Annotated in this window: 22 protein-coding genes; 12 read left to right on the top strand and 10 right to left on the bottom strand. The window is 37.0% G+C overall.

The genetic code is table 11. From position 1 onward, the window contains the following. The first annotated feature begins 1 nt into the window (after position 1). The 5 genes from Q73A0000_RS09780 to Q73A0000_RS09760 all read left to right on the top strand — a co-directional run bounded on the left by Q73A0000_RS09780 (position 2) and on the right by Q73A0000_RS09760 (position 4,850). Complete coding sequence (locus tag Q73A0000_RS09780; RefSeq protein WP_208458772.1) at positions 2-1,147, top strand: hypothetical protein; 1,146 nt, start codon at positions 2-4, stop codon at positions 1,145-1,147. A gap of 298 nt (positions 1,148-1,445) precedes the next feature. Further along, positions 1,446-2,228 carry a hypothetical protein gene (locus tag Q73A0000_RS09775; RefSeq protein WP_193810787.1) on the top strand — a complete coding sequence of 261 codons (783 nt, stop codon included), beginning with the start codon at positions 1,446-1,448 and terminating at the stop codon, positions 2,226-2,228. Positions 2,229-2,431: 203 nt separating this feature from the next. Beyond that, positions 2,432-3,616: a glycosyltransferase family 4 protein gene (locus tag Q73A0000_RS09770; RefSeq protein WP_244140722.1), complete on the top strand. Its 1,185-nt coding sequence runs from the start codon at positions 2,432-2,434 to the stop codon at positions 3,614-3,616. Further along, complete coding sequence (locus tag Q73A0000_RS09765; RefSeq protein ID WP_193810786.1) at positions 3,609-4,214, top strand: sugar transferase; 606 nt, start codon at positions 3,609-3,611, stop codon at positions 4,212-4,214. Before Q73A0000_RS09770 ends, Q73A0000_RS09765 begins: the two co-directional genes overlap by 8 nt. A 3-nt stretch (positions 4,215-4,217) precedes the next feature. After that, entirely contained in the window at positions 4,218-4,850 is a 633-nt protein-coding gene (locus Q73A0000_RS09760; RefSeq protein ID WP_193810785.1) for an acetyltransferase, read from the top strand. Between the two features lie 1,008 nt (positions 4,851-5,858). On the opposite strand, the gene Q73A0000_RS09755 is transcribed toward Q73A0000_RS09760, so the two are convergent. The 7 genes from Q73A0000_RS09755 to Q73A0000_RS09725 form a co-directional block, all read right to left on the bottom strand. Further along, positions 5,859-6,044: a hypothetical protein gene (locus Q73A0000_RS09755; RefSeq protein ID WP_193813765.1), complete on the bottom strand. Its 186-nt coding sequence runs from the start codon at positions 6,042-6,044 to the stop codon at positions 5,859-5,861. Further along, positions 6,041-6,259 (bottom strand): hypothetical protein, encoded by a 219-nt coding sequence (locus Q73A0000_RS09750; RefSeq protein WP_125025750.1) that lies wholly within the window; start codon positions 6,257-6,259, stop codon positions 6,041-6,043. The genes Q73A0000_RS09755 and Q73A0000_RS09750 overlap by 4 nt, the downstream gene beginning before the upstream one ends. An 8-nt stretch (positions 6,260-6,267) precedes the next feature. Continuing rightward, positions 6,268-6,660, bottom strand: a complete 393-nt coding sequence (locus Q73A0000_RS09745) for a DUF5675 family protein (protein WP_193810784.1) — start codon at positions 6,658-6,660, stop codon at positions 6,268-6,270. 2 nt (positions 6,661-6,662) lie between these two features. Continuing rightward, a complete protein-coding gene (locus Q73A0000_RS09740) occupies positions 6,663-7,421 on the bottom strand; it encodes a hypothetical protein (RefSeq protein WP_193810783.1) in 759 nt (252 codons plus the stop codon). A 1,771-nt stretch (positions 7,422-9,192) separates the two neighbouring features. Beyond that, positions 9,193-9,396: a hypothetical protein gene (locus Q73A0000_RS09735; RefSeq protein ID WP_193810782.1), complete on the bottom strand. Its 204-nt coding sequence runs from the start codon at positions 9,394-9,396 to the stop codon at positions 9,193-9,195. Between the two features lie 446 nt (positions 9,397-9,842). Beyond that, entirely contained in the window at positions 9,843-10,691 is an 849-nt protein-coding gene (locus Q73A0000_RS09730) for an RteC domain-containing protein (RefSeq protein ID WP_193810781.1), read from the bottom strand. A gap of 42 nt (positions 10,692-10,733) precedes the next feature. Next, a complete protein-coding gene (locus Q73A0000_RS09725; protein WP_193810780.1) occupies positions 10,734-12,422 on the bottom strand; it encodes a helix-turn-helix domain-containing protein in 1,689 nt (562 codons plus the stop codon). A gap of 267 nt (positions 12,423-12,689) precedes the next feature. Here Q73A0000_RS09725 and Q73A0000_RS09720 point away from each other — a divergent pair, with 267 nt between their 5' ends. The 3 genes from Q73A0000_RS09720 to Q73A0000_RS09710 all read left to right on the top strand — a co-directional run bounded on the left by Q73A0000_RS09720 (position 12,690) and on the right by Q73A0000_RS09710 (position 13,930). After that, entirely contained in the window at positions 12,690-12,953 is a 264-nt protein-coding gene (locus tag Q73A0000_RS09720; protein ID WP_193810779.1) for a hypothetical protein, read from the top strand. A 79-nt stretch (positions 12,954-13,032) separates the two neighbouring features. Further along, positions 13,033-13,194: a hypothetical protein gene (locus Q73A0000_RS09715; protein WP_193810778.1), complete on the top strand. Its 162-nt coding sequence runs from the start codon at positions 13,033-13,035 to the stop codon at positions 13,192-13,194. A 427-nt stretch (positions 13,195-13,621) separates the two neighbouring features. Beyond that, the gene (locus tag Q73A0000_RS09710; protein WP_193810777.1) at positions 13,622-13,930 is read left to right on the top strand and encodes a hypothetical protein; all 309 of its coding nucleotides are present in this window, start codon (positions 13,622-13,624) and stop codon (positions 13,928-13,930) included. Between the two features lie 90 nt (positions 13,931-14,020). On the opposite strand, the gene Q73A0000_RS09705 is transcribed toward Q73A0000_RS09710, so the two are convergent. The 3 genes from Q73A0000_RS09705 to Q73A0000_RS09695 all read right to left on the bottom strand — a co-directional run bounded on the left by Q73A0000_RS09705 (position 14,021) and on the right by Q73A0000_RS09695 (position 19,999). Beyond that, positions 14,021-15,364 carry a RagB/SusD family nutrient uptake outer membrane protein gene (locus Q73A0000_RS09705; protein ID WP_193810776.1) on the bottom strand — a complete coding sequence of 448 codons (1,344 nt, stop codon included), beginning with the start codon at positions 15,362-15,364 and terminating at the stop codon, positions 14,021-14,023. A gap of 11 nt (positions 15,365-15,375) precedes the next feature. Next, complete coding sequence (locus Q73A0000_RS09700) at positions 15,376-18,579, bottom strand: SusC/RagA family TonB-linked outer membrane protein (RefSeq protein ID WP_193810775.1); 3,204 nt, start codon at positions 18,577-18,579, stop codon at positions 15,376-15,378. Between the two features lie 124 nt (positions 18,580-18,703). Then, positions 18,704-19,999, bottom strand: coding sequence for a TlpA family protein disulfide reductase (locus Q73A0000_RS09695; protein WP_193810774.1), 1,296 nt, complete (start codon positions 19,997-19,999; stop codon positions 18,704-18,706). Between the two features lie 829 nt (positions 20,000-20,828). Between Q73A0000_RS09695 and Q73A0000_RS09690 the strand changes: the two genes are divergently transcribed. The 4 genes from Q73A0000_RS09690 (at position 20,829) to Q73A0000_RS09675 (ending at position 26,045) form a co-directional block, all read left to right on the top strand. After that, positions 20,829-21,110, top strand: coding sequence for a helix-turn-helix domain-containing protein (locus tag Q73A0000_RS09690; RefSeq protein ID WP_193810773.1), 282 nt, complete (start codon positions 20,829-20,831; stop codon positions 21,108-21,110). Positions 21,111-21,487: 377 nt separating this feature from the next. Continuing rightward, the gene (locus Q73A0000_RS09685; RefSeq protein WP_193810772.1) at positions 21,488-22,885 is read left to right on the top strand and encodes a protein kinase domain-containing protein; all 1,398 of its coding nucleotides are present in this window, start codon (positions 21,488-21,490) and stop codon (positions 22,883-22,885) included. Between the two features lie 163 nt (positions 22,886-23,048). Continuing rightward, a complete protein-coding gene (locus tag Q73A0000_RS09680) occupies positions 23,049-24,866 on the top strand; it encodes a P-loop NTPase fold protein (RefSeq protein WP_193810771.1) in 1,818 nt (605 codons plus the stop codon). Positions 24,867-25,016: 150 nt separating this feature from the next. Further along, positions 25,017-26,045, top strand: coding sequence for an AAA family ATPase (locus tag Q73A0000_RS09675; RefSeq protein ID WP_193810770.1), 1,029 nt, complete (start codon positions 25,017-25,019; stop codon positions 26,043-26,045). Positions 26,046-26,070: the final 25 nt, after the last annotated feature.

Here is a 26,070-nt window from a genome sequence, read left to right as displayed (position 1 = left end):
TTTGTTTTACATTCCGATCATTGTTCTTTTAGGATTGGGGTTTATCCAACTGTTCAGTAATGACCTTTCCGAAAGGGATCATCGGATGTTGCGTTATTTATTATTCTTCCATTTGTTATTAGGAGTCTATTTCTGCTACTTTATTCTGGGTGACGCTGTCGGTTACTGGCGCGTCCCAAAGACCTATACTTTTGACACTTTTAAAGCAGGCCTTTTTGATGGGGAAGGCACCATGTTTATGTACGCCTTTAATTTCCTCTTTTCTAATGTCTTGAACATGTCTTATCTATCCAACACCCTTGTGTTCTCTCTCTTTGGTTTTATGGGACTCACCTTTTTTTATATGGTCGTGGTGAAAACTATTCCCTATAACAAAGTATTATACGGCTACATTCTTTTCCCGGCTCTTTTTTTTCTACCCAATCTCCACTTTTGGAGTGCCGGTATCGGTAAGGATACGACCTTATTTCTCTGTATTGGTATGTTTTCTTATGGCGTAATGAAACCTGTAATTCGAAGCCCACTCTTGGTTTTGAGTATTTTAATCTCCTTAGCACTCCGACCGCATATTGTCCTTTTTCTCATGGTCGGTTTTGGCTTCGCTTATATTTTGGGTGGTAAAATTTCTGTTTTTCAAAGGGTGGCTTTTTCAACCGTTCTTTTGGGGATTGGTCTTGCTATATTGCCTTCAGTGCTTGAGTTTGCGAAAATTGAAGATGCCTCTGCTGAGAGTTTCGATAAGTTTGCGGATTCTAAAGCGAGTTTGTTGAGTCGTGCAGGTACAGGTTCAGCTATCGATATATCTTCTTATCCATTTCCTTTAAAAGTCCTCACCTTTTGGTTTCGTCCCTTCTTCTTTGATGTCAGGAATATCAACGGTTTGATTGCTTCACTGGAAAACCTGGTTTTGGTGATTGTATTTATAAAGGCGATGCGCAGTAAACCTTTGCAAGCTTTTAAAGCCGCGCCGTTTGTTATTAAAGGGTTGGTGTTCTTTCTCATTGTGGGTACTTTGGCTTTCTCCCAATCTTTAGGAAATGTCGGCATTATGATCCGCATGCGAAATATGTTTTTGCCCGGCTTCCTCATTTATATGTTATGGATTTTTTCTTACGAGCAGGAAAGAAGATTAATCCGAAAAATATAGATTGGCTATGAGGCTTTCTATTTTTAAAAAATATTTTCCGCTCTTTCTTTTCAGCTATCATTTGATATTTGCTTATATAGCCTGGGATTTTGTGAACACCAATAATGGCGATGCCGTTAGATATTGGTTCATCGGCCAGGACCTTTCACAAACATCATGGTTCAAATTTTTTCAACCCGGTACTGATATCATCAAAATTCTAACCTTTCCGTTGGTCAGATATCTTACCCTGCCTTTTTGGTCTGGTTTTCTGCTCTTTAGTGTATTGAGCTTTTTTGGATTTTATAAATTATGGCAAATGATTTTGTCATTAACCCGAAATAGTAAGCCGGCTTTTTTTGTAGGACTCTTTCTTTTGATAATCCCTAATCTGCACCTTTGGACTTCTTTTATCGGTAAAGAATCCATCCTGTTTGTGGCTTTGGTGGTGATGACCGAAAAACTGCTCCAACGACGTATTAAATCAGCATCCTTTGTTTTATCCTTTTTACTTATTGCTCTTATTAGACCCCATGTAGCAGTGGTCTTATTGGTAGCTTTGATGATTGCTTATATGTGGAAAGGAAATTTAGGCGTAAAAGAAAAAATGGGTGTCGGCGTCATTTCTTTATTCTGCTTTTTAGGAATCTATTTGCTCTTAAAGAAAATTGCGTTCATTCGCACTAATCCCTGGAAACGAATCATTCATATTTACGATTACCACATCAAAGGTCTAAAGAAAACAGATGCTTACGTTCCCTTAGATGAATACCATCTCCCTTACAAAATCTTTACTTTTTATTTCCGACCCCTGCCCTTTGAAAAAACAGGCTGGCTCTATCAAATCTGGAGTATTGAAAATTTGATTCTACTTTTAATTAGTGGTGGAGTCTTTTACATCGCGGTGCGTAATTTTAAAACAATTAAATGGGGCTTGTATGAAGTTTTCGCAAGTTTAACAATTCTTCTGTTAGCCGTGATGTACGTCTATGCTTATGCAAACTATGGCTTAATAGCACGTACGAAAATTATGGCAATGCCCTTTTTGTATATTTTTATGGTGAAAATATTCGCACAAGTAATTCCCCGCGAACCCAACTAGCAAGTCCTTGCCCACACCGTGATTTCGACAAGCTCAATCACCCATCATCCATCATCCATCACCCATCCCGCAAACCCCGCTATAAAGTCCTTGCTCATACCGTGATTTCGACAAGTTCAATCACCAGATCATCCATCATCCATCGCTATGGTTACCAGAAAAACTTTATCTTTGCACCACAAAAAAACAACAACCTCCTTCCCTTGAAAAAACTCATCCGCATCACCACCGTTCCCATTTCACTGGACAAATTGTTGGGCAAACAATTAACCTTTATGAATCAGTTCTATGACGTCACTGCTATTTCGGCTGACGAAAAAGAACTCAAAAGGATAGCTACAAAATATGGCGTGAAAAACCACCACATCGAAATGACCCGTACGATTTCGCCATTGGATGATTTAAAAGCAGTTTGGAAACTCTACCGATTTTTAAAAAAAGAAAAACCAGAACTCGTACACAGCCATACTCCGAAAGCGGGAATCGTTGGCATGATGGCCGCTTTTTTAGCAGGTGTACCCAATCGTTTTCATACCGTTGCGGGCTTACCGCTTTTAGAAGCTACGGGCACCAAAAGAAAAGTACTGAATTTCGTAGAAAAGCTAACTTATTCTTTTGCTACCAAAGTCTATCCCAATTCTTTTGGCTTAAATGAAATAATCATTCAGGAAGGATTCTGTCAATTAGAGAAGTTAAAGGTGATTGGAAAAGGCAGTTCCAATGGTATCAACACGTCCTATTTTGATAAAACGCTATTCTCAGAATCAGCAAACCAGTCACTTAAAGAACAATTGAAAATAGAAGCTGACGATTTCGTCTTTATCTTCGTAGGCCGTCTGGTGGGAGATAAAGGAATTAATGAACTGATTGCTGCTTTTAAAACCCTCACTTCGACTGCGCTCAGTGACCACCTCAACCTCAATCTCAACCTTAACCGTAAACTCCTCCTCGTAGGCCCTTATGAACAGGAGTTGGATGCTTTAAAAACAGACACGTTGCAGGAAATAGAACAAAACTCCAATATCATCTCTGTCGGCTTTCAACCCGATGTCCGTGCTTACTTTGCGATTGCTAATGCCTTGGTTTTTCCAAGTTACCGGGAAGGCTTTCCCAATGTGGTGTTACAGGCAGGTGCGATGGGTTTGCCAAGTATTGTGAGCAATATCAATGGTTGTAATGAAATCATTAAAGACCACCAAAACGGACTTATTGTTCCGGTAAAGAATACAGAAGCTTTAGCAGAAGCGATGCGTGACCTGGTAGATGATGAAATCTTATATCAAAGTCTCCAACACCAGTCCCGAAAAAGAATCATGGAGAATTATGAGCAGGAAGTCGTATGGCAAGCTCTTTTAGCCGAATATAAAAAAGTAACAGACCATGTATAGATCCTTTTTCAAAAGACTATTTGATTGTACAGCCGCAGCGTTGGGCTTTCTACTTTTAAGTCCCATTTTCATCATCGTGACCATCGGTTTATTCATCGCCAATCAAGGAAAGCCGTTCTTTGTGCAGAAGCGTCCGGGTTTACACGGCAAGATTTTCAGCATCCTCAAGTTCAAAACCATGACCGATAAGAAAGATAGTGAAGGTCACCTTTTGCCTGATCACAACCGCCTTACTGCCATCGGAGCTTTTGTTCGTAAAACTTCTTTAGATGAAATACCCCAATTGCTGAATGTGATTAAAGGGGATATGAGTTTAATCGGGCCAAGGCCTTTATTACCACAGTATCTTCCATTATACAATACTTTTCAGCAGCAGCGTCACAACGTAAGACCAGGCATCACAGGCTGGGCACAAATCAATGGCCGAAACGCCATCAGTTGGGAACAGAAATTCGAATATGATGTATGGTACACCCAGCATTGCAGTTTTCTTTTAGATATGAAAATACTTTTTTTAACCGTTAAGAAAGTATTTGTAAGCGAAGGGATTTCGCAGGAAGGGCAAGTCACGATGGAAGCATTTAAAGGTAATTTTTAAAGAATGAACACCCAATATTATATTTTTGGCGCAAGCGGACACGGCAAAGTGGTGGCAGATATCGTATTGTCTGCAAAAATACAGGTAACCGCTATTCTGGATGATCGGCCACAAGCAGATACCTTGCTCCATATTCCAGTGCATGCCACAGCCTCTTATACCTCAACACCAGAAGATCAATTCATTATTGCGATCGGCAGTAATGAGGTGCGAAAAAAGGTCGTTGAACAAAATGAATTCTCTTTTTTTAAAGCCATTGCTCCTACAGCTAGCATCTCCTCTTTTGCCGAAATAGAAGAGGGTACCGTGGTAATGCCACAAGTGGTAGTCAATGCCGGAACCCAAATAGGGAAGCACTGTATCTTAAATTCAGGCTGCGTCGTAGAGCACGATTGTGTGTTGGAAGATTATGTGCATATCTCCCCGAATGCTGCCTTGGCAGGTCATGTGAGCGTTGGTGAAGGTTCTCAAATTGGGATTGGTGCGAGTGTGATCCAGTGTATTACAATTGGAAAGTGGGTGACGATTGGTGCTGGTACGGTGGTGATAAAGGATGTTCCAGATTATGCGGTGGTTGTTGGTAATCCGGGGAGGATTATTAAGTATAATGATCCCGATTTTTATAGGGTAGATTGAAGAGGAATTAATGATATAGAATTGCTATTTCGATAAAAGATAAACTGGTGGCTGAGCCTGTCGAAGCCACGTGATTTAAAACCCAGTTATAATATTAATTTCTTTTGTCTTGAAACAAAAGAAACAAAAGTTCAAGACTTGGATCTTTTTACTAAAAAAAGATAATTTCTTCTTAGAAAATCCCCAAAACTCGGGCGGAAATATAGTGGGTTTTTGTGTATGAATTTGTTGCCGCCACTCAAACAATGGGGATTTTTATGCAGAGTTAGTTGATTAGTTAGGCTCGAAGAAATTTTCATTTTTCTTAACGTAAAAATCTCCGAAGTCGATATTGGTTAATTTAATTAAGGCCTACTGGTGGCTGAGCCTGTCGAAGCCACGTGATTTAAAATAAGTTTAATTGTTGATTTCTTTTATTTTTTGCTTCATCATATTTATATTTTTTATAGGAATCAGCGAACCATTTTCAATGGTTTGTCTTGACACAAAAAGGTCACGATACGGATCTTTTTCTTAAATGTTTATTTGTTCTTTTGTCTTGAAACAAAAGAAACAATTCCGAAGTTTTGGGACAAGACGTGGATCTGTTTACTAAATGATTTCTTTACTTTTTGTCTTGACACAAAAAGTAACAAAAAAGTCAAGACTGGATTTTTTTGCTAAAAAATAAAATTTCTTTTAAGAGCCCCCCCAAAACTCGGGCGGAAAGGTACTAGGTTTTTGTGTATGAAATTTGTTGCCGCCACTCAAACAATGGGGATTTTTATGCGGTTATAATTTAGAGGATCTATGCAAAAGAAATTTAATTTTTCTTAACGTAAAAATCTCCTAAGTCGGGGGAGTACCTATTAGTTAAGTTGAAGGTCCAGGTTGCTTTCGGGTAAGGCGGACAGGCTGTCGGTCGGTGCTGGCTGCTTGCGATTACATTTTTAGAGACTGCTCGCACTGATGGTAGTATTCAACAAAAGAAGACCTCTCGTACTGAGAGGCCTTCCGTTAAAAAAACACTTAAAATTTCTTTTTCAAATAAAGAATCAGAAATTTTAATATTAAAGTGAAGAGGTAGCTGGCCATTCCTCCAAGGCCAGCTAAAACAATCGTTTTAATGACTTCCTCTCTTTGGATCTGCAGCATCACAATCAGGGCCATGCCACTGGCGGCACTGATGCGCTGTGCCGTGTCAAACTGCATCATGGCTTGCCCTCGTTTTCGACGGCTGTCTGGCTGAGCGCGCTGGCGATGCCGCCTGCTAAGGCGGTGTAACCTGCCAGGGTGATGAGCACCGCTGGTAGTGGAATAACAGCTGTTGTTATCACCGCACTGATGGTCGTTAATACCAAGCCGTAATTTCTGATCTTGCGAAAGAACCGTGGAGTCGGCTCCTGTAATCGCTGGATGATCTTTTTCATGGTTCAACTTATTTTATGGTTAGATAGATGATATTCCCTTTATCCAAGAGGGGATAAAGGCGGTCTTTCAAGCGTTCCAAAGCAATTCTGGAAGAACTGCCTTTTCCTTCTCCGGTATGTTGGAGCACGGGTGCAATACACCCTTTCAATTCCAGGGCGGCATGGTTGGCGGGATGAATTAAAATAGCGCTGCGCCCCGGCACGTCCATCAATTCAAAATGCCAGTTGAATTTGACACTGCATCGTTTCCGCAATCGATACTTTCCAACAGGAATGCAGGAGATCCGCGGTCTGTTTTCCAACCAAGGTAACTCAATAGTTTTGCAGAGTTCTACCCCGTCTAGCAGCAGTACACCATTGACTCCAGTAGGATGTGAGGTTCTGATTAATTGAAGTTCCATGATTATGGTGTGCCAGAAACCTGCACCAGTTGCAGTGCGTTGTACGACCCATTTTTCAACTCGTAAAAAGACCCATTTACTTCCTGATAAAAGTTGATCCCGAATAACAGAAAGAGAGGGTTGACCGAAGCAGCGGGTAACGTATTGTGCAATTCAATTGGGTCGGTGAGGACCGTGTTGATCGGTAAAATGTCACTTTCGTTGCGGTCTGAGGTGTAGCTTTCTGCTTCAAAATTAATGTCTGTCCCGGCAGAAACTAACTTGTAGTGGGTGCTACCAGCCGGAGCAATCACACTGTCCGTGGGAATAAATGGAGCGATGTCGATATGGGCCGTGCCGAGTGCGCGATCCAAAGTGGTTACAAATGGAGCTCCGAAACTGGTGTTCAATTTACCATGGATATTGAAATCGAATCCCTGCAACAGCTCTGCTTCGCCATCAATGACATTTCGCAGTCCACGAGGATTGATGGCATCGAGCTGAATTACTTTGACCATTTCTTTGGTCAGGCGGCTCACCATCAATCGGTCGCCTGCCGTACGCAGTAACGACTGTACTGAGTTGCGCAATACTTTACCGGCTTTGCCTGCTCTGCCGAACTCTGCCATATTTTCGCGGGTCCGCTGAAAAGCGGGATCAGTGCGCATTCTTTCGGCCGTGATGCCGCCTTTTTCGCGGGCCATGTAACCGTCTTTGGTACGATAGAAGGTGATGTCACCCATCGTTCCTTTTAGCTTAATAAGTCCTTTTTGTCTTGCCATTGTTTTAAATTTTAAGAAATTAAGAATCAGATGTTGAGGTACATCCGGTAAAACCTGTTGTGATCACGGGACAAAATTTGGTAATATTTTCATTTAAAGCAAGTGTTGGTGCCGGTTAAGGGGGTTTTTGCCGAAAGGATTGTTTTTTGCGGAAAGGGCTGTTTTGTGCCGGTTCTGCCGGTATTGCCGAAAGTTGGAGTGGGGATTTGGGCAACTATCCTAGGGGGATCCATGAAGTATCCTAGAGGGGGGCTTGGAGGGGCTAAGTGGTTGGGTGTTGGATTGGTAGAATTTATAGAAAATATTGTGTTTTTTAAGAATTGGTGGTGAGGTTGAGGTTGCTTCGTCGGTCGTGGCCTCCTTTCTTGGAATGACAACGGGTTTTTTGTACAAATGCGAAGAAAGCTTTCTTTCTTTTTTATGCTGAGTGTCATACTGAGCTTGCTGAAGTACCTGTCGAAGCAAAGGGTTGGAGAAAAGAAGCTTTCTGGGTGTCTATTTTCTGTTCTTTTGTCTTGAAACAAAAGAACCAAAAGTTCAAGACTTGGATCTTTTTGCTAAAAAAAGTAAATTTCTTCTGAGAAAATCCCCAAACTCGGGCGGAAAGGGAATGGGTTTTTGTGTATACTATTTGTTGCCGCCACTCAAACACTGGGGATTTTTAGGCGGTGTTTGTTGGAAGGGTAGGTTGGAAGAAATTTTCTTTTTTCTTTACGCAAAAATCGCCGAAGTCGAGTTCAAATGCTTTTTAGGTTGAGGTTGAGATGGTGATTGGGGAGCTGGTTTTAGTGAAAATGCTAAGAAAGCTTCCTTCCTTTTTTATGCTGAGCTTGTCGAAGTAAGGGTTGGGGAAAAGAAGCTTTCTGGGTGGTAGTGTATATTTTCTTTTTACATGATGTGTTAGTAATTCAAGTAGTTTCTTTTATTCTTTACTTTTTGTCTTGACACAAAAAGTAACAAAAAGGTCAAGACTTGGATCTTTTTACTAAAAAAAGTAAATTTCTTCTGAGAAAATCCCCAAACTCGGGCAGAAATTTAATCTTGTTCTTTTGTCTTGAAACAAAAGAACCAAAAGTTCAAGACTGGATCTTTTTACTAAAAAATTGAAATTTCTTCAAATAAAATCCCTCAACTTGCGCGGAAATCCGAGTTTCGCTTCGAATTTAAATGGTTGCCGCGCTTCGAACAAAAGGGATTTTTAGGTGGTGGTTGTTAAAGAGTAGGGTTGGAAGAAATTACAATTTTTCTTAACGCAAAAATCTCCTAAGTCGATAACAAATCAGTTTGAGGGAAGATTAAAGAGGAATTACTGTTATAGCATTGCTATTTCGATAAAAGATAAACTGGTGGCTGAGCCTGTCGAAGCCACGTGATTTAAAACAAGTTTTAATATTGATTTCTTTTTATTTTTGCTTCATCATATTTATATTTTTTAACGGAAACAGCGAATCATTTGCAATGGTTTATCTCGACACAAAAAGTAACAAGCCCGAAGTTTCGGGACAAGATTGGATCTTTTTGCTAAAAAATTGGAATTTCTTCTTAGAAAATCTCCAAACTTGCGCGGAATGTAAGTTGGTCTTCGATTTTGGTTTTTGACCGCGCTTCGGACACTGGAGATTTTTATGAGTGGTTAGTTGAAGGGTTTATATAGAAGAAATTACAATTTTTCTTTACGCAAAAATCTCCTATGTCGGTTTGGAATGAGGTTGAGGTTGAGGTTGAGGTGGTGATTGAGCGGAGTCGAAATCACTTTAGGGTGGCGGAAGCGTTAATCAGTAATAAACACTTGAACCGCTTCCATAGGTAAACCCATATAGGTGCAGAATTCTGCGACGGTGACGAATTGATGATCGGGTTTATTCAGAATGATCTTGATTTTAAGAATCAAATCACGACTGTAGCGCTCGCTTTTGCCGGTGATGCGCTGGATGTCTTTTGGGTAGATGCAGAGGCGGGTGATTTTTGGTTTCATAGTGCTGCTCTTTGATAGGGCAAAGGTTACGAATTGCAGATTGTCTTATTCAGTATATTGTCGGTAGTACGAAAGAAAAAGTTATTAACAAGTGAGGTGCGGGGTGCGGGATGCGGGGTGGCGGATGATGGTTTTATGTGGTGATTGAGCCTGTCGAAATCACGAGATGGGCAAGTGTCTGATGCTGGATGCTTGGTGCTGGATGCAGGGTGTGCTGATGTGATGCTGGGTCGATGTGGTGATTGAGCCTGTCGAAATCACGAGATGGGCAAGAACTTTATTGCAGGGATGGGTGTTGGGTGATGGATAATGGATGATGGATGTTTGATGCTGGGTGTTTGGTGCTGGATGCTTGGTGTTTGATGCTGGGTGTTTGTTGGATGGCAGAGTGCTGTTAGAGCGTAAAGGGTTAACAGCGCTGTGTCCAATGGAGTTGGTGCGGGTTTTTAGTTTTCTAATGCCTCCAGGTAAGCGTTTAAATTATCTTGCAAGAGTTGAATGAATTTTGTTTGATTTGTTTTGCGGTTTCCTATTTCGGTCATGGTTTTATGATAATTGCCGAGGTCTATTTCTAATTTATTTTCAAACCACCGAACGGTCTGGGATAAATCGGCATTGCCGCCATTGAAGCAATTGGTGTGATGCAGAGCGAAAATCAATTCGGTAAGGGCTGCCTTTGAGGCGGTCCAATGTAGGGAGTTAGGGGAGGTTACCTCGCTGACTGTGTTTTCTTTAAGCTGGTGTAGTTGGGTTTTTAGAAAAAATTCAAATTCGTCATTCGCAAGAATGGTTGCTACCAAATGGTCATGAGAAGTGGCGAAACGCTCATCGTAGCTGTGCATATCCATGGCAAGTTTGACATCTAAATCATATTTAAAGCGCAGAAAATATTTAGAGTCTAAGTAGGTGGCTTTTCGCCTGAAATAGCTTATGAACTCCGTATTTTCTACGGCGAAATAGTGCAAATGTTCAAATTCAGTGTCGAAAAGCTTTTTTTTAAACTTAGTTCCTGAGGCAGGAAGAGAGGAAAGTACATTGATTACTTTGGAATAATACATGAACTTCGCAATAAACTTCGGTTTAAGTTCTTTAAAGAACGTGATCTCATGTTCCCAACAGTCAAAATCATGGGTGATGACCCATGATTTTATGGTGCGGACGGCTTGGTCGGTTTCCATCAATGCAAATTGTGCATATTCCAGGGGATTGGTTTTTTCAACTTGGAGTAGGGAGCATTTTTGTTGAAGATCATGCCACAATAAAGTGGTATTTTCGATAAGGTGAATGGACTTCATAACGGTACGCTTATTAAAAAATAGAGTTTAAACTACAGTGCATTAATTGTTTTTTGTTCTTAAGTTGATGAATTCAAGAGGAGATAACTGATGAATTTCACAAAACTGTTTTGCAAATTGCTGACGGGACTTGTATCCACACATTTCACCCAATACCCCAACGTTGTAATGCAAGTAGGTAGGATTTCTCAGCATTAAGTTAGTGATATAGTTAATACGCAAAGTTTTAAGGTAAGTAGGCCATGTCATTTGTTTGTGTTCATTAATCACATATGACAAATGGGTTTTATTAGTTTGCATTTCTAACGCAAGGCTTCCTAATGTTATATCCTGTACAATAAAACCATTGGTAAGTTCAAATTCTTCTAATTTTTTTAACAATTTTTCAATGAGCGCCGAGCTGTACGTTGATTTTCTATCGGGGGTTGTGGGTACTGAGGTTACCGGAGTGGCAGTAGTAACTGTTTCATATTGGCGCACTATATTTTGATAGCTCTGCAAATTCTTTTTCCGTTTTTGATTGATTGTGTAGAGAAAGAAAATAAGGCACCCGATGAGAAGAGTGGTGATGGTGATGATTGTATTTCGAACGTTTTTAGCCTGTATGAGTTTTTCTTTTTCGGCTACCAGGCTTTTGGTGTCATATTCGGTGAAGATTCGGGAGGACAGATTCGGGAGATCGTGGTGCAAAATGCTATCAGCTTTCATCAACTGCTCGGTATAATGAGCGCTTTCAAGAGCTGAAATCGCTAAGTACTTATTTTTTAACAATATTTCGTACGTTTTTCGGACTTCAGGAAGTACGGCTTCATTTCGCGTAAACAGGGAGTCGACTTTTTTGAGGTATCCGGTAGAAAGGGAGCTGTTATTCATTTTTAAATAAGCTTTGGCGAGATAAAAGTAGGTGACTGCCAGATGGCTTTCTTCTTTTTTGTGCTGAAGCATATCTTCTGCTATAATAAGAGAATCTATCGCTTGCTCGTACTGGTTTTTGTTAAAAAGTGCGATGCCGCGTTCTTTTAAAAAGTAGCCTTTTTCTTGATTAAAGTCAGCGTTGTTGCGGTATCGACCGGTTTCTTTTAGTAAACGATCAACCTTTTCCCAATGGTGTAATTGTCGTTCGCAGATCATTATCTGGTGGATGGTGTTGAGGTATCCCCTCGTATTATTGAATAGCAGGGGAGGGGAAAGATTGGATTTTAAGTTGGTTTCAAAAAAGAGCTTGCACTCGTGAAAGTAGAGCAAGGCTTCCGGATAATAGCCAAGATAACTTTTAACGACCCCGATGTTATATTTGATTTTATACTGTAAATAGGCGTCGGTCGTTTTTTCAGCGCTTTTGGCAGCAAGCAGATAATGGTCAAGGGCTTTGTCGAATTTTCGAAAATTGAAATAATAGACAATGCCTTTTCCTAAATAAGCGGTGCTGATCATCGTGGCATCTTTTGTTTTCTGTGCGGTTGATAAACAGCTGTCGGCATACTTTAACTTGTCCTCCCGGTCTGGGGAATATAAGGCTGCATCTTCATAGGCATAAAATAAATGTTTAAAATTTTGCTTATTCTTTGCCAATTTGATGCTTATCGCAATTGCAGGAAGTGCATTTGCATTATTTTCACGCAGTTGAGCATACTCTTTTCGAATGGTATAGTAGTCTTCAACGGAATTTTGCGCAGTGGAAACTGCGCAGCAAAAAAAAACGATACCAAAAAGCAGAATGTTTCTACACATATTCCCCACCTTTTAATGATTATTTATAAAACAGGTCGCCTATTTTATTATATGAACAGCTATTGTTCATTATGGTAACCGAATTTACATAAAAAGTACTTACAGTCGTGAATATTTCCAAAAAAATGGTGGTGGCATTGATCAATTGATGCTTTAAATTGATCAATGCTACCACCAAATGTTTTTTTTTAGTAGAATCCTCTTTTAATTTCGCTTTAGAATTCTATCACAAAACCAGCGCTGGATTAACTTTTAAAAATCATTATTATGAAAAAGTCAATCGCAATTTTAAGTATTTTTTTACTACTGATCTTAGGTACGGGTCATGATCAAAGAGATCATCACAATCCGTCGAAAATGGAGTTAAGGTTAACGTCTAAAAAGCAGTATAGCCCATTCTCACTATCAGCCGCGTTTTCTCACCTGGATGATGAAAATGATCCAGATCCACCACGACAAGATCCGTGGCAATGGAGAAATGCCCTCGATAAACTGATGGAATTACTGAAGTATCTTTCATCAAATAGGTAATGATTCCTGAAATAATGGGCATCCTACTACCAGAAGTTTTGACTGTATCCAGCGGAGAAATCTGTCCCTGCAGTGGAGAATGGGAGATCATCGGAACTCCCAGTACGACGGCGGTTTTCTCGAAAGGGAAGATAATGCCGGAGTATTACGGGAAGAAGGTAGTTTGGGTGTTGGTGAGGAAGGGGTGATGGGTTGGTGTTTAAATGTACTAATGTACCATTCTACCAACGTACCAGTGTAATGAAATATAAATTTATAACGATAAAGCATGGTATATAAGCAATTTATATCAAGTCGGTGATGATGGTGTGGTGTTTTTATAACTTTTTAAGAGCTTTTATTCGGAAAATACAGTTGTCAAAAACAAATAAATAAAATGTGGACACCTTTAAAAAATAGGTTGCTCACCAAAGATCACTAATTGTTTAACGTTAAAATCGGCTGGTCGAAAGCTGGCCGAACCAGGGAGGCTCCCTTTAACAACCAAAGTGTATGATGTATTTACTAATCAAGATCTGGCTGAAGATTAGGGAAAAAGGCGTATTGGTATAACAAGTCTGAGTCGCTATAGGTACCATTAAATTGATAAAGCCTTTTGTTTTTCTAGATTGGGCAGATCTCTAAAGTTTTTATGGTAATCTTTTTTGATGTATAAAAAGACCAGGATCATGAAATTTAATCAATTTTTAAAATTCAATTTAATAGCGATTGTTGCTCTTGTTTTTACAAGCAGCGTTATGTCCTTTAATACTCATGAAAAGAAAACTGAAGGAAATTATCATTACTACAACAGCTCTTCTGTTAGTTCATTTAACACGCTGAGTAAATGGGATGTGATGAATAATTCTGAAAATTGTATATCTGGTGGTGAAAGACCATGTAAAATTTTTGTACCAGAGGGACAGACTCTTACCAATGTTATTGGTGGAAAAACCGACCAATATATTTTGCAGGAAGCTGAAGGAACTAAGGATTAAATAGCGTGGAATAAAACTTTATGACGATGTCATTTTTATTCAGAGAGGCTGTCTCACTACTTAATGATGACAGCCTTTTTTATGTTTTTATTATCGTTTATTTTGTGGTATCCCACTCATTGCAATAATTTCCTCTGGAATTGCGATTGCATACCGTAAGTCATTTGACGGCAATGTATAGTTCTGTCCATTAACGGTGCGGCTAAGCTGTATGTTTGCCCCGTCTCGATTTAATCGTTTAAGGTCTGCCCACCGAATGCCCCTAAATAAAAGTTCTTTTCTGCGTTCTTGAAGAATAATATCTAGGGCATCTTTTTTTGTGGAAGCTGTAAAATCCACAAAGGTGCCAGTTTTCCATCTTGTAATCAAAAGATCATTTAGCAATTTCATTGCAGTCGGTATTTGATTCAGATGTGCATAAGACTCTGCTGCCGTAAGAAACAATTCGTCGGTTGTGATTCCAGTTATATTGGATGCGCTCCCTGTATAGTTTCCTTTAAACAAAGCTTCACCGTTGTTATTCATCTTAAAATAAATAACCTTTCTGAGATCATTATTAGCGTAGGTTTGATATAAGCTGTTTGTTACTTGTGGCTGTTTGGGAAACCCTGTTCTTCTAAAGGTTGTAAGATGTATGACTTCTTTGTTCAGGTCATTTATAGGATAAGCATCAGCGGGATTGAGCGTATTGTAATTCATTAAGGTGTTATGGAGAGACAATGCCATCTCTGTATAGTGTGCTGCGTTTCCATAATCACCCATATATAAGTATGTTCTTCCCAGTAGGCCTAAAGCCGCTGCTTTTGATATTCGCGTTGGCGATGTCTGAGTAGGAGGTAAAAGAGGAATTGCTTGTTGTAAATCTTCAACGATCTGCTTGTATGTTTCCTTTACTGTAGCCCTTTGGGATGGAAGGTTCATATCAGGATCAAGTCTTAATGGCAAACCCATATCTGCCCCAGACGTTTCAATGGAATATGCTGGACACCATATCTGTGCTGCATCGAGAAAGCGTGAAGCTCTTAGCGCCAAAGCCTGACCTTTCACATTCTCCGCATTTTCTATATGATAGGTTTCTAAATTATGGAGCACACTATTTGCGGTGAAGATTGCAGCGAAGCAAAATTGCCAATCATTTCCAAAGTCCGAGCTTGGGGAAACATGATCTGGCTGCCATGTATATAGACGCTTATTTTCTTCGTGTGCGAGCGCGTCATATTCAGAATCAGTAAAATGAATATTGTCAGAGGAAAATTCCCCACTAGACGCGGTATTTCTTACAATCCCATTCTCCTGATCGAGTAATGCCTGGTTATCCTGTATGGTTTGTGGCACTGCAAGTTGAAGGTCGGATTTCTCTTCAAGAAATCTAGTGCAACCCCAAAGTGAGAGCATGACCAAAAAAGAAATTGTTATAATAGTTGTAGTTTTCATAATTATAAAATTTAAAAATTAGCTTTTAGACCTAAAGTAAAATTAATACTTGGTTTTAAATTGGTATTTGTAATGTTGTAATCAGGGTCTATTCCAGCCTTGTTGGCTCTCCATAAAATTCCTAAATTATCAGCGTTAAAATAGACGTTTAGATTTTTCAGGGGCATCTTTGCCCAGTGGTCTCTTGTGAGATTATATGCTATATTAATATATTGTAAACGGATATTATCGCCTTTCTCTACCAATATGCTGGCACCATTATAGAAAGCATCGCGGTTGCTATTTGATACGTATTGGTTGGACGGTACATTTGTAAAGGCTTCGTCACCAGGTTTTTGCCATCTTTCTTCATAATCTGTATGTCCTAGCCAGCTGTTGTATAGTGCGGTATAGTTAATTGAGTTTCTTCGGAACCAATAGCCCATTTTGTATAGCATCCCCACATCTAAACTGAAGTTTTTGTACGAAAATGAATTGACAAAAGAGCCGTAATGGGTTGGAACTGCTGAGCCAAAATACTGTAGATTATCTGCTTTAATATCTGCATTCAGAATATCTGCGTAATCTTTTGAAACATTACCCTCTAAATATCCTAATGGATCACCATTCTGTGGATCTAAGCCCGCCCATTTGTAACCAAATATAGAATAGACAGGCATTCCTTCTAACCCAGTAATAAAAGCCGAAATATCTGGTTGTACAAAGTTTCTAGCCACCTTATTGTTCATGTAATATTGCGTTATCTTGTCATGGTAGATGCTCATGTTTAAAATACTTTTCCACTTGAAAGTTTTATCAATATTGAAAGTTTTAAGTTCAACATCCCAACCTCTACCCTGCATTGCAGCAATATTCCAAAGCATGTTCATTATACCGGTGGTGTAATCAATGGGCGTAGATCCAAAAAGATTATCACTTTTTTTTGTGAAATATTCTACTGATCCAGAAATTCGCTGCTGTGGTGTAGCAAAATCAAGCGCAAAATTTGCCATACGGGTGCTTTCCCACTTTAAGCTTGGATTGTAGTAATTGTCAAAACGTGCAGTAGGATGGTTGGTATAAGGTGAGTTTTCCCGGTAGTATGCAATCGTTGTAACAGCTACCATTGCAGGATTTATATTTCCATTATGCCCATAAGAGGATCGTAATTTCAAAAAAGGGAGGAAAGATGATTTGTAAAAAGATTCTTTCGATATATCCCAGGCCAAACCGGTAGACCAAAATGGATTCCACTGATCGTTCGTATTTAGTCCAAATAAATTGCTGGCATCCCTTCTTGCACTACCTGAAAGTATATATTTACCATCAAATGTGTATGATGCATTGGCATATAAAGAAACAAATCGGGTATTTTGTTCTCCTAAAGATTGGTTTCGTTGAATAAAGCCCGTACTACCAGTGACAAAATTAGGATATTGTTTGGTGTAATCTATTGATCCGGTAGTAAGGTTTTTTTCATTATATCCATAAAAACGATTGTATTCGATCTTATTATTAGAAGACCTTGTCTCCGCTCCCACAAGAGCGCTTATTCTATTTTTATTAAATGTTTGGTTATAATTTAACTGCCCTCTTAAACTGTTTGTATAAGTCAACCTATTTGTTTTATCTAATATTCCTCCTTTTGGAACAATAAATGAGACCAGTCCATTTGCGTTAATTTGTGCAAATTGGTTAATATAATTTCGAGTATAATAACTCTGTTCATCATTTAGGTTATCTGTTTGGCCAGAGGACCATTGGTATTGATAAAGGAGGTCAGCCTCCAGGCCCTTAAAAAACTTATAGTTTACAGCAGAATTGATGATGACCTCTGTGGCTGTTGATTTGGATGTGCTGTGTTTCCAATCGGTTAAAGGGTAGTAATTCCAGTCTAATAAGCCTTTACCAGCAAGGGAGTTTTTGTAGTTCTGGTCATAAACGCTAGATACGGCTAGTGCTTTTCCGCTATCATCTGCAAATTCCATATAGGGAACCGCATTGTTTTTCATTGTAATACCGCCATATCCTATTCTTCCGCTTTGGTTTGCCGTACGTGTTAAGTAGGTGGAAGAACTCAACGTTAGTTGTTGCAGAGGTTTCCACATGTTTTGAAAACGCAGATTCAACCGTTGATATCCTTCATCCAAATTGCCTTTGTTATCGTCGTAACCTAACGAGGATAACCAAGAAAGTTTTGGCGTGCCATCAGAAAGATTTAGAAAATATTGTCGTTTTACAGATGGCTGATACATGTATTTTCTGTATTGATCGCGAGTGTCTATACTCCTGAGTCTGTTGATTTCAAAGGTTGCAGATTCATGTGAAATGAGCCCATTCTTTTCTTTATTCAGTAAGTTCACCACCGGAGAAAGTATAGGATGATTAGCGGAGTTAATGTCATTATTATAATATCCTCGATTAAAAAGTTCCTTTTCAACATCTATAAAATCGACACTAGTGATCGGTTTTAAATAATTCAGATCAGGTTTAGGGCTAATTGTGGTATTTGCTGTAAAATCTAAACGCATTTTTTGACTAAGGCTAAGGCGAGCATTTTTAGTGGAAATGACAATTACTCCGTTCGCTGCCCTTGCACCCCATATACTTGAGGCAGCAGCATCTTTTAAAATAGTGATATTTTCTACTGTGTTGGGATTGATGTTATTAATATCACCTTCGTAAGGGAAGTTGTCGAGGATGATCAGAGGTGCTTTAGGGCCATTGATACTGCTTAGCCCCCGAACCATAAGTTGAGAGGTTCCTGTTCCCTTGCTCATCAGTACGCCACTTGCAATTGCAGGCAGTCGGTCTATAATATTGGTAGTAATCTGTTGTTGTAGTAATGGAGACTCTACAGACGAGAATGACCCCGTTGCTCTCTCTTTGGCGATTTTCTGATAGCCGGTTGAAAGTGTAACTTCTTCTATTTCAAATATTTTAGGTGTTAGGGTGAATGATAAGATCTTCTCTTGAGGAAGTTTCACACTTACGGTACGACTTTCATAGTGCTTACCCGATAATATGAGGTTTACTTTTTTACTCAATACCTTGAGCCTGAATTTGCCTTCACTGTCTGTCAGAGTAATTTGACTGCTGTCAGCTACTGAAACAATAATATCAGCAATGGGTGCGGATGTGGCATTGTCTAATACAATACCTTTCAGCTCCTGCTGCTGTTGGGCGATGGTTATAAGACTTAAGCACAATGTTAAAAATAAGAGTATTTTTTTCATGGTTGTTTATAATTTAAGATGGCTAATAATTTAGATTACACTTCATTTATAGTCGGGTAAAAGATTGTGTAATATTTGGGATCTGAGGTGTAACAAATGTTGCAAATTAATGGGTATGCACTTATTACAATGGCTCATTTTTATCTTTTATGATAAGCATGAGGATATTGCGCTCTGCTTCTTCCAGGGCGAGATCGTAAGCCGCTAATTCTTTTTGTAGAATCTTCAAATCACTAATATTAGAAAAATTGAGGTCGATGTGTGCTGTATAGCCTGTTTCGTCAATAACTGGTAAATCTGTTTTAAGGTTTTCATTAAAATAATTTAAAGCATAGATAAGCGGTACATTCTGTAGTCTATATTGATCATCGGATGATTGGGAAAGCATTTTTGCTCCTTTGCTGCTTATTTTATCTTTTTTTGAAGTTCTGGCAAGTACCAGGCATTTTACAAGCCTTTTTTCGATTGAACCAGTATAATCTGAGTATTGATTTAAGTTATCGAGCATATCGGCATATAATGTTGCAGCCTTTGAGTGGGGAACTAAGTATCCGTAACTGTATAATTTAGAATCATTTTCGCGGTTGTTCGGTGTGAAAGTAATTTGGGTTGGGTCTCTTACCAAATTGATTATTCTTTTTGAAGTGAAAGAATCATTATTTTGATTGAACAATTCATAGGCTATTGCTTGATAGATTTTTAATAAAGAAAAGTTGGTCATCTGCCTACCATATATGATATTACCAGATCGATGTATGAAGGAGCCAAAGCCTGCACCGCGTATTCTGCCTTTTGAAAAAAAAGAATAACTCAAAAGTTTTGTACTTTTTTCAAAATCAAAATTATCAGACAGCATGATTGGTCTATGCATATCCATCTGCACTACTGTTTGTAGTGATGATTGACTATTCTCTAATGCCTGCATAATTGTTTCTTCCGTAACTTGTTCCGCATCTGTAGTATTCAGAACTTTTCCATCTTTCATCCACACTATAAACGGTACCCCTGTATGTGGAAACAGTTTATGAAGTGTTTTGTCTCCAGTTACTGGTACCATTGTTTTGTAGCGTAGCCCATTTTTTGAGGCAAAGAACTTTTCTAAAGTTGGCTGATCTTCCTTGGTAACAGGTACTATTTTCAGTTGATCACCAAACTGCTTTTCTAGCGCTTCCATTTTAGGGAAGCTTTTGAGGCAGGAACTGCACCAAGTTGCCCAAAAATCTAGAAGGATTAGTTTATTGCGATCTTTGGTGAGTGTAATCGTTTTTTGTGTTGAATTCAGTATGGACAAGGGTGTAGTCCATACTTCTTCGGGAATGGTATCCCCTATTTTCAAGGCTTTCTGCTGGGCAGGGGAGTGCAGAAACAGCAAGGTCATGAATGTGAGGGAAATGATTTCCCTGCAAAACTTATTTTTCATAGTTTTGTATTGGTTTTTAATTAAGTTTAATTACTATCATGCTCTTTTCCCGAGGTCGGCTAAACTGGTGGGGAAAGAGTTTTTTGCTAGATGCTAGATGCTAGATGCTAGATGAGCGGTGTTTGGTGTTTGGTGGTTGATGCAAAAATGTTTTAATAATTATTTGTTCTTTCACTTTTTCCTTGGCTATTTTATCGGATTGTCTTAGGGGAAAGCGTGTAGAAACACTTTTTGGAGTGGGGTACTTTCCCGCTGAAGACGAATCCTTTTAAAAAATAGTGATATGAAGTGTTTTTTAAATTAGATGTTAGACATGAGATGCTAGACGTGAGACACGGCAGGTAGATCTATGATTTTAGGGGTCGTTGAGATGGAGGAAGAAGTTTTTCATGATTTTGGGCATGAAGTTTAATTAAACCAGGGTTTTTATAAGACCCGTATTTCCCGCGAAGCAATTAAGCCGCAATGGTTGTGCACACCATTGTAAGTGTCGTTTTACTATTTTAGTATAGAAAGCGGGGCTTAGGGAATTGAGAATGCTGGATACAAAACGGCATGGGCTCAACATATCCGTAATAGAGGTACTGGTATACCGTGCAACAGATAAGTGAACTCACGCCTAGGTCGTGAGCTACTTTACTTATCCTCTTGTTGCTTTAAAAAGTACCAGTTTTCTATTACAAGATTCTAAGCGAATAGCTTCTATATTTTTTGAAGTATCGCAAAATTACATTTTTGGATGCAATCTTGAGACAAATATAATAAATAATTTCAAATACAGGACTATAGTCCTTAGTTTTTTTATCGATTTATCATTCAATTTGTTCATATGCATGATTCACTTGACGAAATTGAACGTTTTATTATAAATAAAGTTAAAGATATTAGAAAAAGTAAAGGTGTTAGCCAAACCACATTATCTTTAGCTATAGGCAAAAGCACGACCTTTATAAGTGATATCGAAGCTCCTTCAAAAAAAGCAAAATATAACACTATCCATTTAAACTTGATCGCAATAGCGCTTGATTGCTCACCTAAAGATTTCTTACCTCAGAAACCCATACTTGAGAAAAAGTATGAATTTATAAAAAAAATTGAAGTAGATAAGTAGGAGTTGGGATGGGTTGCCTGCGACATCGGAGTCAAAAAGATGTACTGGTTCGATTCTGGTACCGTGTCCAGGAATTCTACTTAGCAATTTCCTGATAATATCGATCTGAGCATTGTTCTAATATTTTTCGGTTTCTTTTAAGTCGTTTTGAAGTTTTACGACCCAAGCGCAAAGTAAGATGATGATTATCACTGCGATGATGTTGTAGATCTTTAGGGTTTTCATGAGATTGGTTTTTGCAAATATATAGGTGTAGATGATTTTATAAAAATTGTATATGGAAAAGGGTGATTAGATCCTTTTTTTTTGGTTTTTATGGGAAAGCGTAAGGGGTTAAGTAGAGAGTTTTTGTATATTTGAAAGTTAGCGGAAATTTTATGCAAATATACATTGATAAAGAAATACTAGGAAAAGGAGGAAATGGGGTTGTATGGAGTGTTGAAAATAACAAAAGTGAACTATTTGCTAAAAAAACTATTAAACACTATAAAAAAACCATACACTACAAAAGATTTTGTGACGAAATCGAAGTAATTAAAAATAATCCACATATTGGAGTAATTAAAATAGTTGATTACTATATTCCTGAAACTGCATCAAAAAAAACTCCTTATTATATAATGCCAATTGGTACTCCATTAAAACAATGCTTACCAATATTTCAATTAGAAAAGATATGGAATTTTGTAGTAAAGATTATTGACACTGTACAATTTCTTCATAATAAAGAGATAACGCATAGGGATATAAAAATTGAAAATATACTTGTTGTAGATGATTATCCTACAATATCTGATTTTGGTCTTGCAAATTTTCCCAAACAAAAAAGAGTATCTAGATTAAACGAAAAAATAGGGCCTATATTTACTATTGCTCCCGAAATGCGAAGAATTTCTTCAGTTGCAGAATATAAAAAAGCAGATGTTTATTCTCTTGCAAAAACAGTTTGGGTTATTTTAACTAAAAAATGGACAAGTTTTGATGGTCAATACAATACTCATAGTTCAATTAGTTTAAAAAATTATGTTGATTTAAAAATAAATGAATCTACAAATTTTGGAGAACCAAATTACTTTTCACTAGTCGTTTTGGATAAACTACTTTTCGATGCTACACATAACGACCCTGATAAAAGACCAACAATTCAAGAATTTAAAGAGCGATTTAATTTTTGGCTTGAAAGTAATGATAATTATCAATTAAGAAATAGAATTGAGTGGGAGGATGCTATTCGAAAAATGTATCCAATCTCTGTTCCCCTAAATTCTAAATGGGAAAATATTGAAGAAATTAAAGATATTTTAGAAATTATTTTTAGAAATTACGATAATTTGAATCATACCTTTTTCCCCTATTCTGGAGGTTTAGACTTAATAGATATTGGTATTATCAAAATTAATTCTAAGAAATACTTAATGATTAACAACGAGTATTTTTTAGAACCAGAGTGTCTTTATTTTGAATCTATGAATGATTTTTCTTGGAGTTATTTCCGATTAGAAGTAAAAACTAATATGTCTTTTTTTGGGAAAAACATCCACAGAAATGAAGAAATGATTTACATTGATGATTCTATGAATATTTACGAAAAGAAAGTTAAAAATTCAAAATCAATAAATTTTATATTACAAAGTAGTTTTCTTATCGTACAAAAAACAGCTAATATAAATTCATTAAAGGGTAAACTTGACCATTATATGGGTATTCACAACAAAATGACAAATGACGAGTATAAAATTTTACTTCAAAAAATAAAAACTTCTGCTAATAACTAAGCTTTCGTTTTGTCTGAAAGAAAAGAAATGAAAGCCTGGTGAATGGTGGGAAAGCCTGTCGTTTTTACTGAAATGGGTGATGGTCACCTTGAACCGGATTTAGGTGGTCAATCATACTGAACTTTACAATTAACTAAGGGGACGGTTATTAAAATAATATTTTATGGAGGGTATTCACATTGAAAGTGTTTTTAAGAATTATTTACAAAAAGAAAAAACAGACTATTCACTTTTAATAAATGGGGAGTGGGGAAGTGGAAAAACTTTTTTTTTCAAAAATCGATTAACGAATATAGCAGCAGAATTAAAATATAAAACAGTTTATTTGTCTTTAAATGGAATCACTAGCATCGATACCATAGATTATAACCTTAAAATTAAGTTAATTCCTTTCTTAAATAAACTAGATGTTAAGAAGGCTGCTTCTATCGGGAATCTTGCTAAGAATGTTTTATTCCAGCTTGTTAAAGGAAAGTATGATATTGATCCTGATAAAATCATCAAAGATGTTGAATTTGATATAACAAATTTTGAAAAAAACGTATTTGTTTTTGATGATTTAGAGAGGTGTAATGTCAAATTATCTGAGGTATTAGGTTATGTAAATGATTTGGTAGAGCATAAAAATTGCAAAGTAGTTTTTTTATCGGATGAAAGTAAAATTAAGAATGACTTAACTAAAGATTCAGATTATAACACTATAAAAGAGAAAGTAATAGGAAGGGTTCTCAATTTTGAAAATAAACTACATGAAATCATACCGATGCTTTTTGAAAAATATGAAAGTCAAAAAGATTTCTATAAATTCCTAAGCCATAACGAATCATTTATTAGAGGGCTTTTTGAAGAATATAATATTAAGAATTTGAGAAATATATCCTTTTATATAGATGTAATAAGCAATGTTTTTCCAAGTGTCAAAAACCATAATAACTTAACTGCCGAAATCTTATTATTTTCTTTAATAATCACAAACGAGTTTAAGAGTGGTAAACTTACTTCAAGCGACTCTGACAATGCAAAGGGGATTGAGGATATTAACCCTTCATTTATGTTGTTTAATTTCTCGAATCCAAATAGTTTAATTGAAACAAATGATTTGGAAAGAGAAAAAACTGAATTAGAAATTTTTTATGAAAAATATTTAACCAAAAATATTAATGACTTTCATTTTTATAAATCTATTTATCAATTTATTTTGAGTGGTTTTTTAGATATTGAAATTTTAGAAGATGAGCTGAATGGCAGGTATCCTGAGCAGGCCACTATAGAAAGTACAGTGTTTACTGAAGTTTTTAATTACAATTTTCGTGATTTAGAAAATTCAGATTTTATTGTAAAACTTGGGCAAGGTTATGAATTTGCAAAACAAGGAAAATATAACATTTATGATTATTTACAAATCTCAAGGTTCCTGAAATTTTATTCAACTAATAATTTGTTTTACGAAACTGAGGATAATATTCAAAAAAGTTTATTTGATGGAATTCAAATCTCAAAAAAAAGAGAAGAGTATAATAGTAAATTATTTAATAGTATTTTTCATTTTCAAAATAAGGATGATGATCCATATATTGTCGATCTAATAAAGCAAGTACACAATTCATTTGAGGAAAAAAATACAAAAGAAAAAACAAATGAATTGATTAAAGCAATCAATGCCAATAATGACGAGCTTCTTGAAGAGGTGTTTAAGAATTTTCAGGTTAGAAATGAATTGTTTTTATACACTGATGAAAATGATTTGTTTGAAGCATTAATAAGTTGTAAGAATACGATTTTAACTTTGTTTACATTAGAATTACGAGAAAGATATAATTTTAGTAATGTTAAGGAATATCTCACCAAAGATTTTGATTTTTTGAATAAATTAAACAAACTGTTTTTGCAGTATGTGATTGATAATGAGAAAGGTCTCAAGTTATTTTTGATTAAACAATTATCCGAAGAGCTAGCGATCATATTAGAAAAGATAAAATGATATATGAAGTGATGGTTTTCAAAGAGGTCATAAAAGTTAGAGAGAATTTGCAAGGATCTTTAATCTTAGTAAAATTTCATAAGTAGATCTATCCTTAATTTGATTAACTTTATAAATAATATATTTGCAAAATAAAGTAAAAAAATATCCTTGAGTCAATTTGATTACATAAAAGATATCGCAAAATTTGGTTTGGAAAACAATCAAAGCAGTTTGATGAGTGCTCTTAATGAGTTAATTGAACATTCCAAAAAAACCAAAAAGGTTAATCTTGCGATTCAGCTTCAATCTATTTTGAAAGAGAGTCTTAGGCAGCCTAAGACTGCAACTCTGACTAAAGTAGGTTCGGATGCTTATTTTAATCAGATAGAAGATAGGGAATATCAGGAACTTATATTAGAAAAGATCACGTCTGATTATACGCTTTCCAATATTGTTGCAGATGATGATATTAAAAATGATCTGAACTTTTTTATTGAGGAACATCAGCAGGTTGATTTGCTAGCACAGTATGATTTACCCGTTTCTAATAAAATTCTTTTGCATGGTCCGTCTGGATGTGGAAAGACGCTTGCTTCTTACGTTATTGCGGGAGAATTAAAGAAAATGATGTTGGTTGTTAATCTTGGAGCGATTGTGTCTTCTAAATTGGGGGAAACCAGTAAAAATCTATCTAAGATCTTTCGAAATGCGACTGCAGAGGATTGCATCATCTTTATTGATGAATTTGATAGTTTAGGAAAAGTTAGGGATTATAATCAAGATCACGGGGAAATGAAAAGGGTGGTTAATACCATTCTTCAATTATTTGATTATCTGCCTCAGAGTAGTATCGTAATTGCAGCTACGAATCAAAAAGAAATGATTGACGAAGCTCTTTTGAGGAGATTTGATTTTTCCATAGAATTTGAATTACCCAATGAACAACAGATTGTTGACTTGGTTACTATGACGCTGCGTGAGGGAAAATTTGAATTTGATCATCAATCAGAAGTGACCCCACTTATAAAAAATGCGATAGGGCTTTCTTATTATAGTATTCAAAAAACTTTGGTTACTGCCATTAAAAGAAGTCTGTTTGCTGAAAAGAATATAAAAAAAGTCTCCGAAATTAGAAAAATTAAGACCTCTATTTGGGAATCGCTTATTCTTAAAGAAAAAACCTCTTTAAATATTTAATTGCCAGTTTTATTACTGGCTTTTT

This window comes from Kaistella flava (ex Peng et al. 2021) (assembly GCF_015191005.1).
GTDB lineage: Bacteria > Bacteroidota > Bacteroidia > Flavobacteriales > Weeksellaceae > Kaistella > Kaistella flava.
The sequence above is the reverse complement of the archived record's forward strand: the minus strand, read 5'-3'. Positions and strand labels throughout refer to the sequence as shown.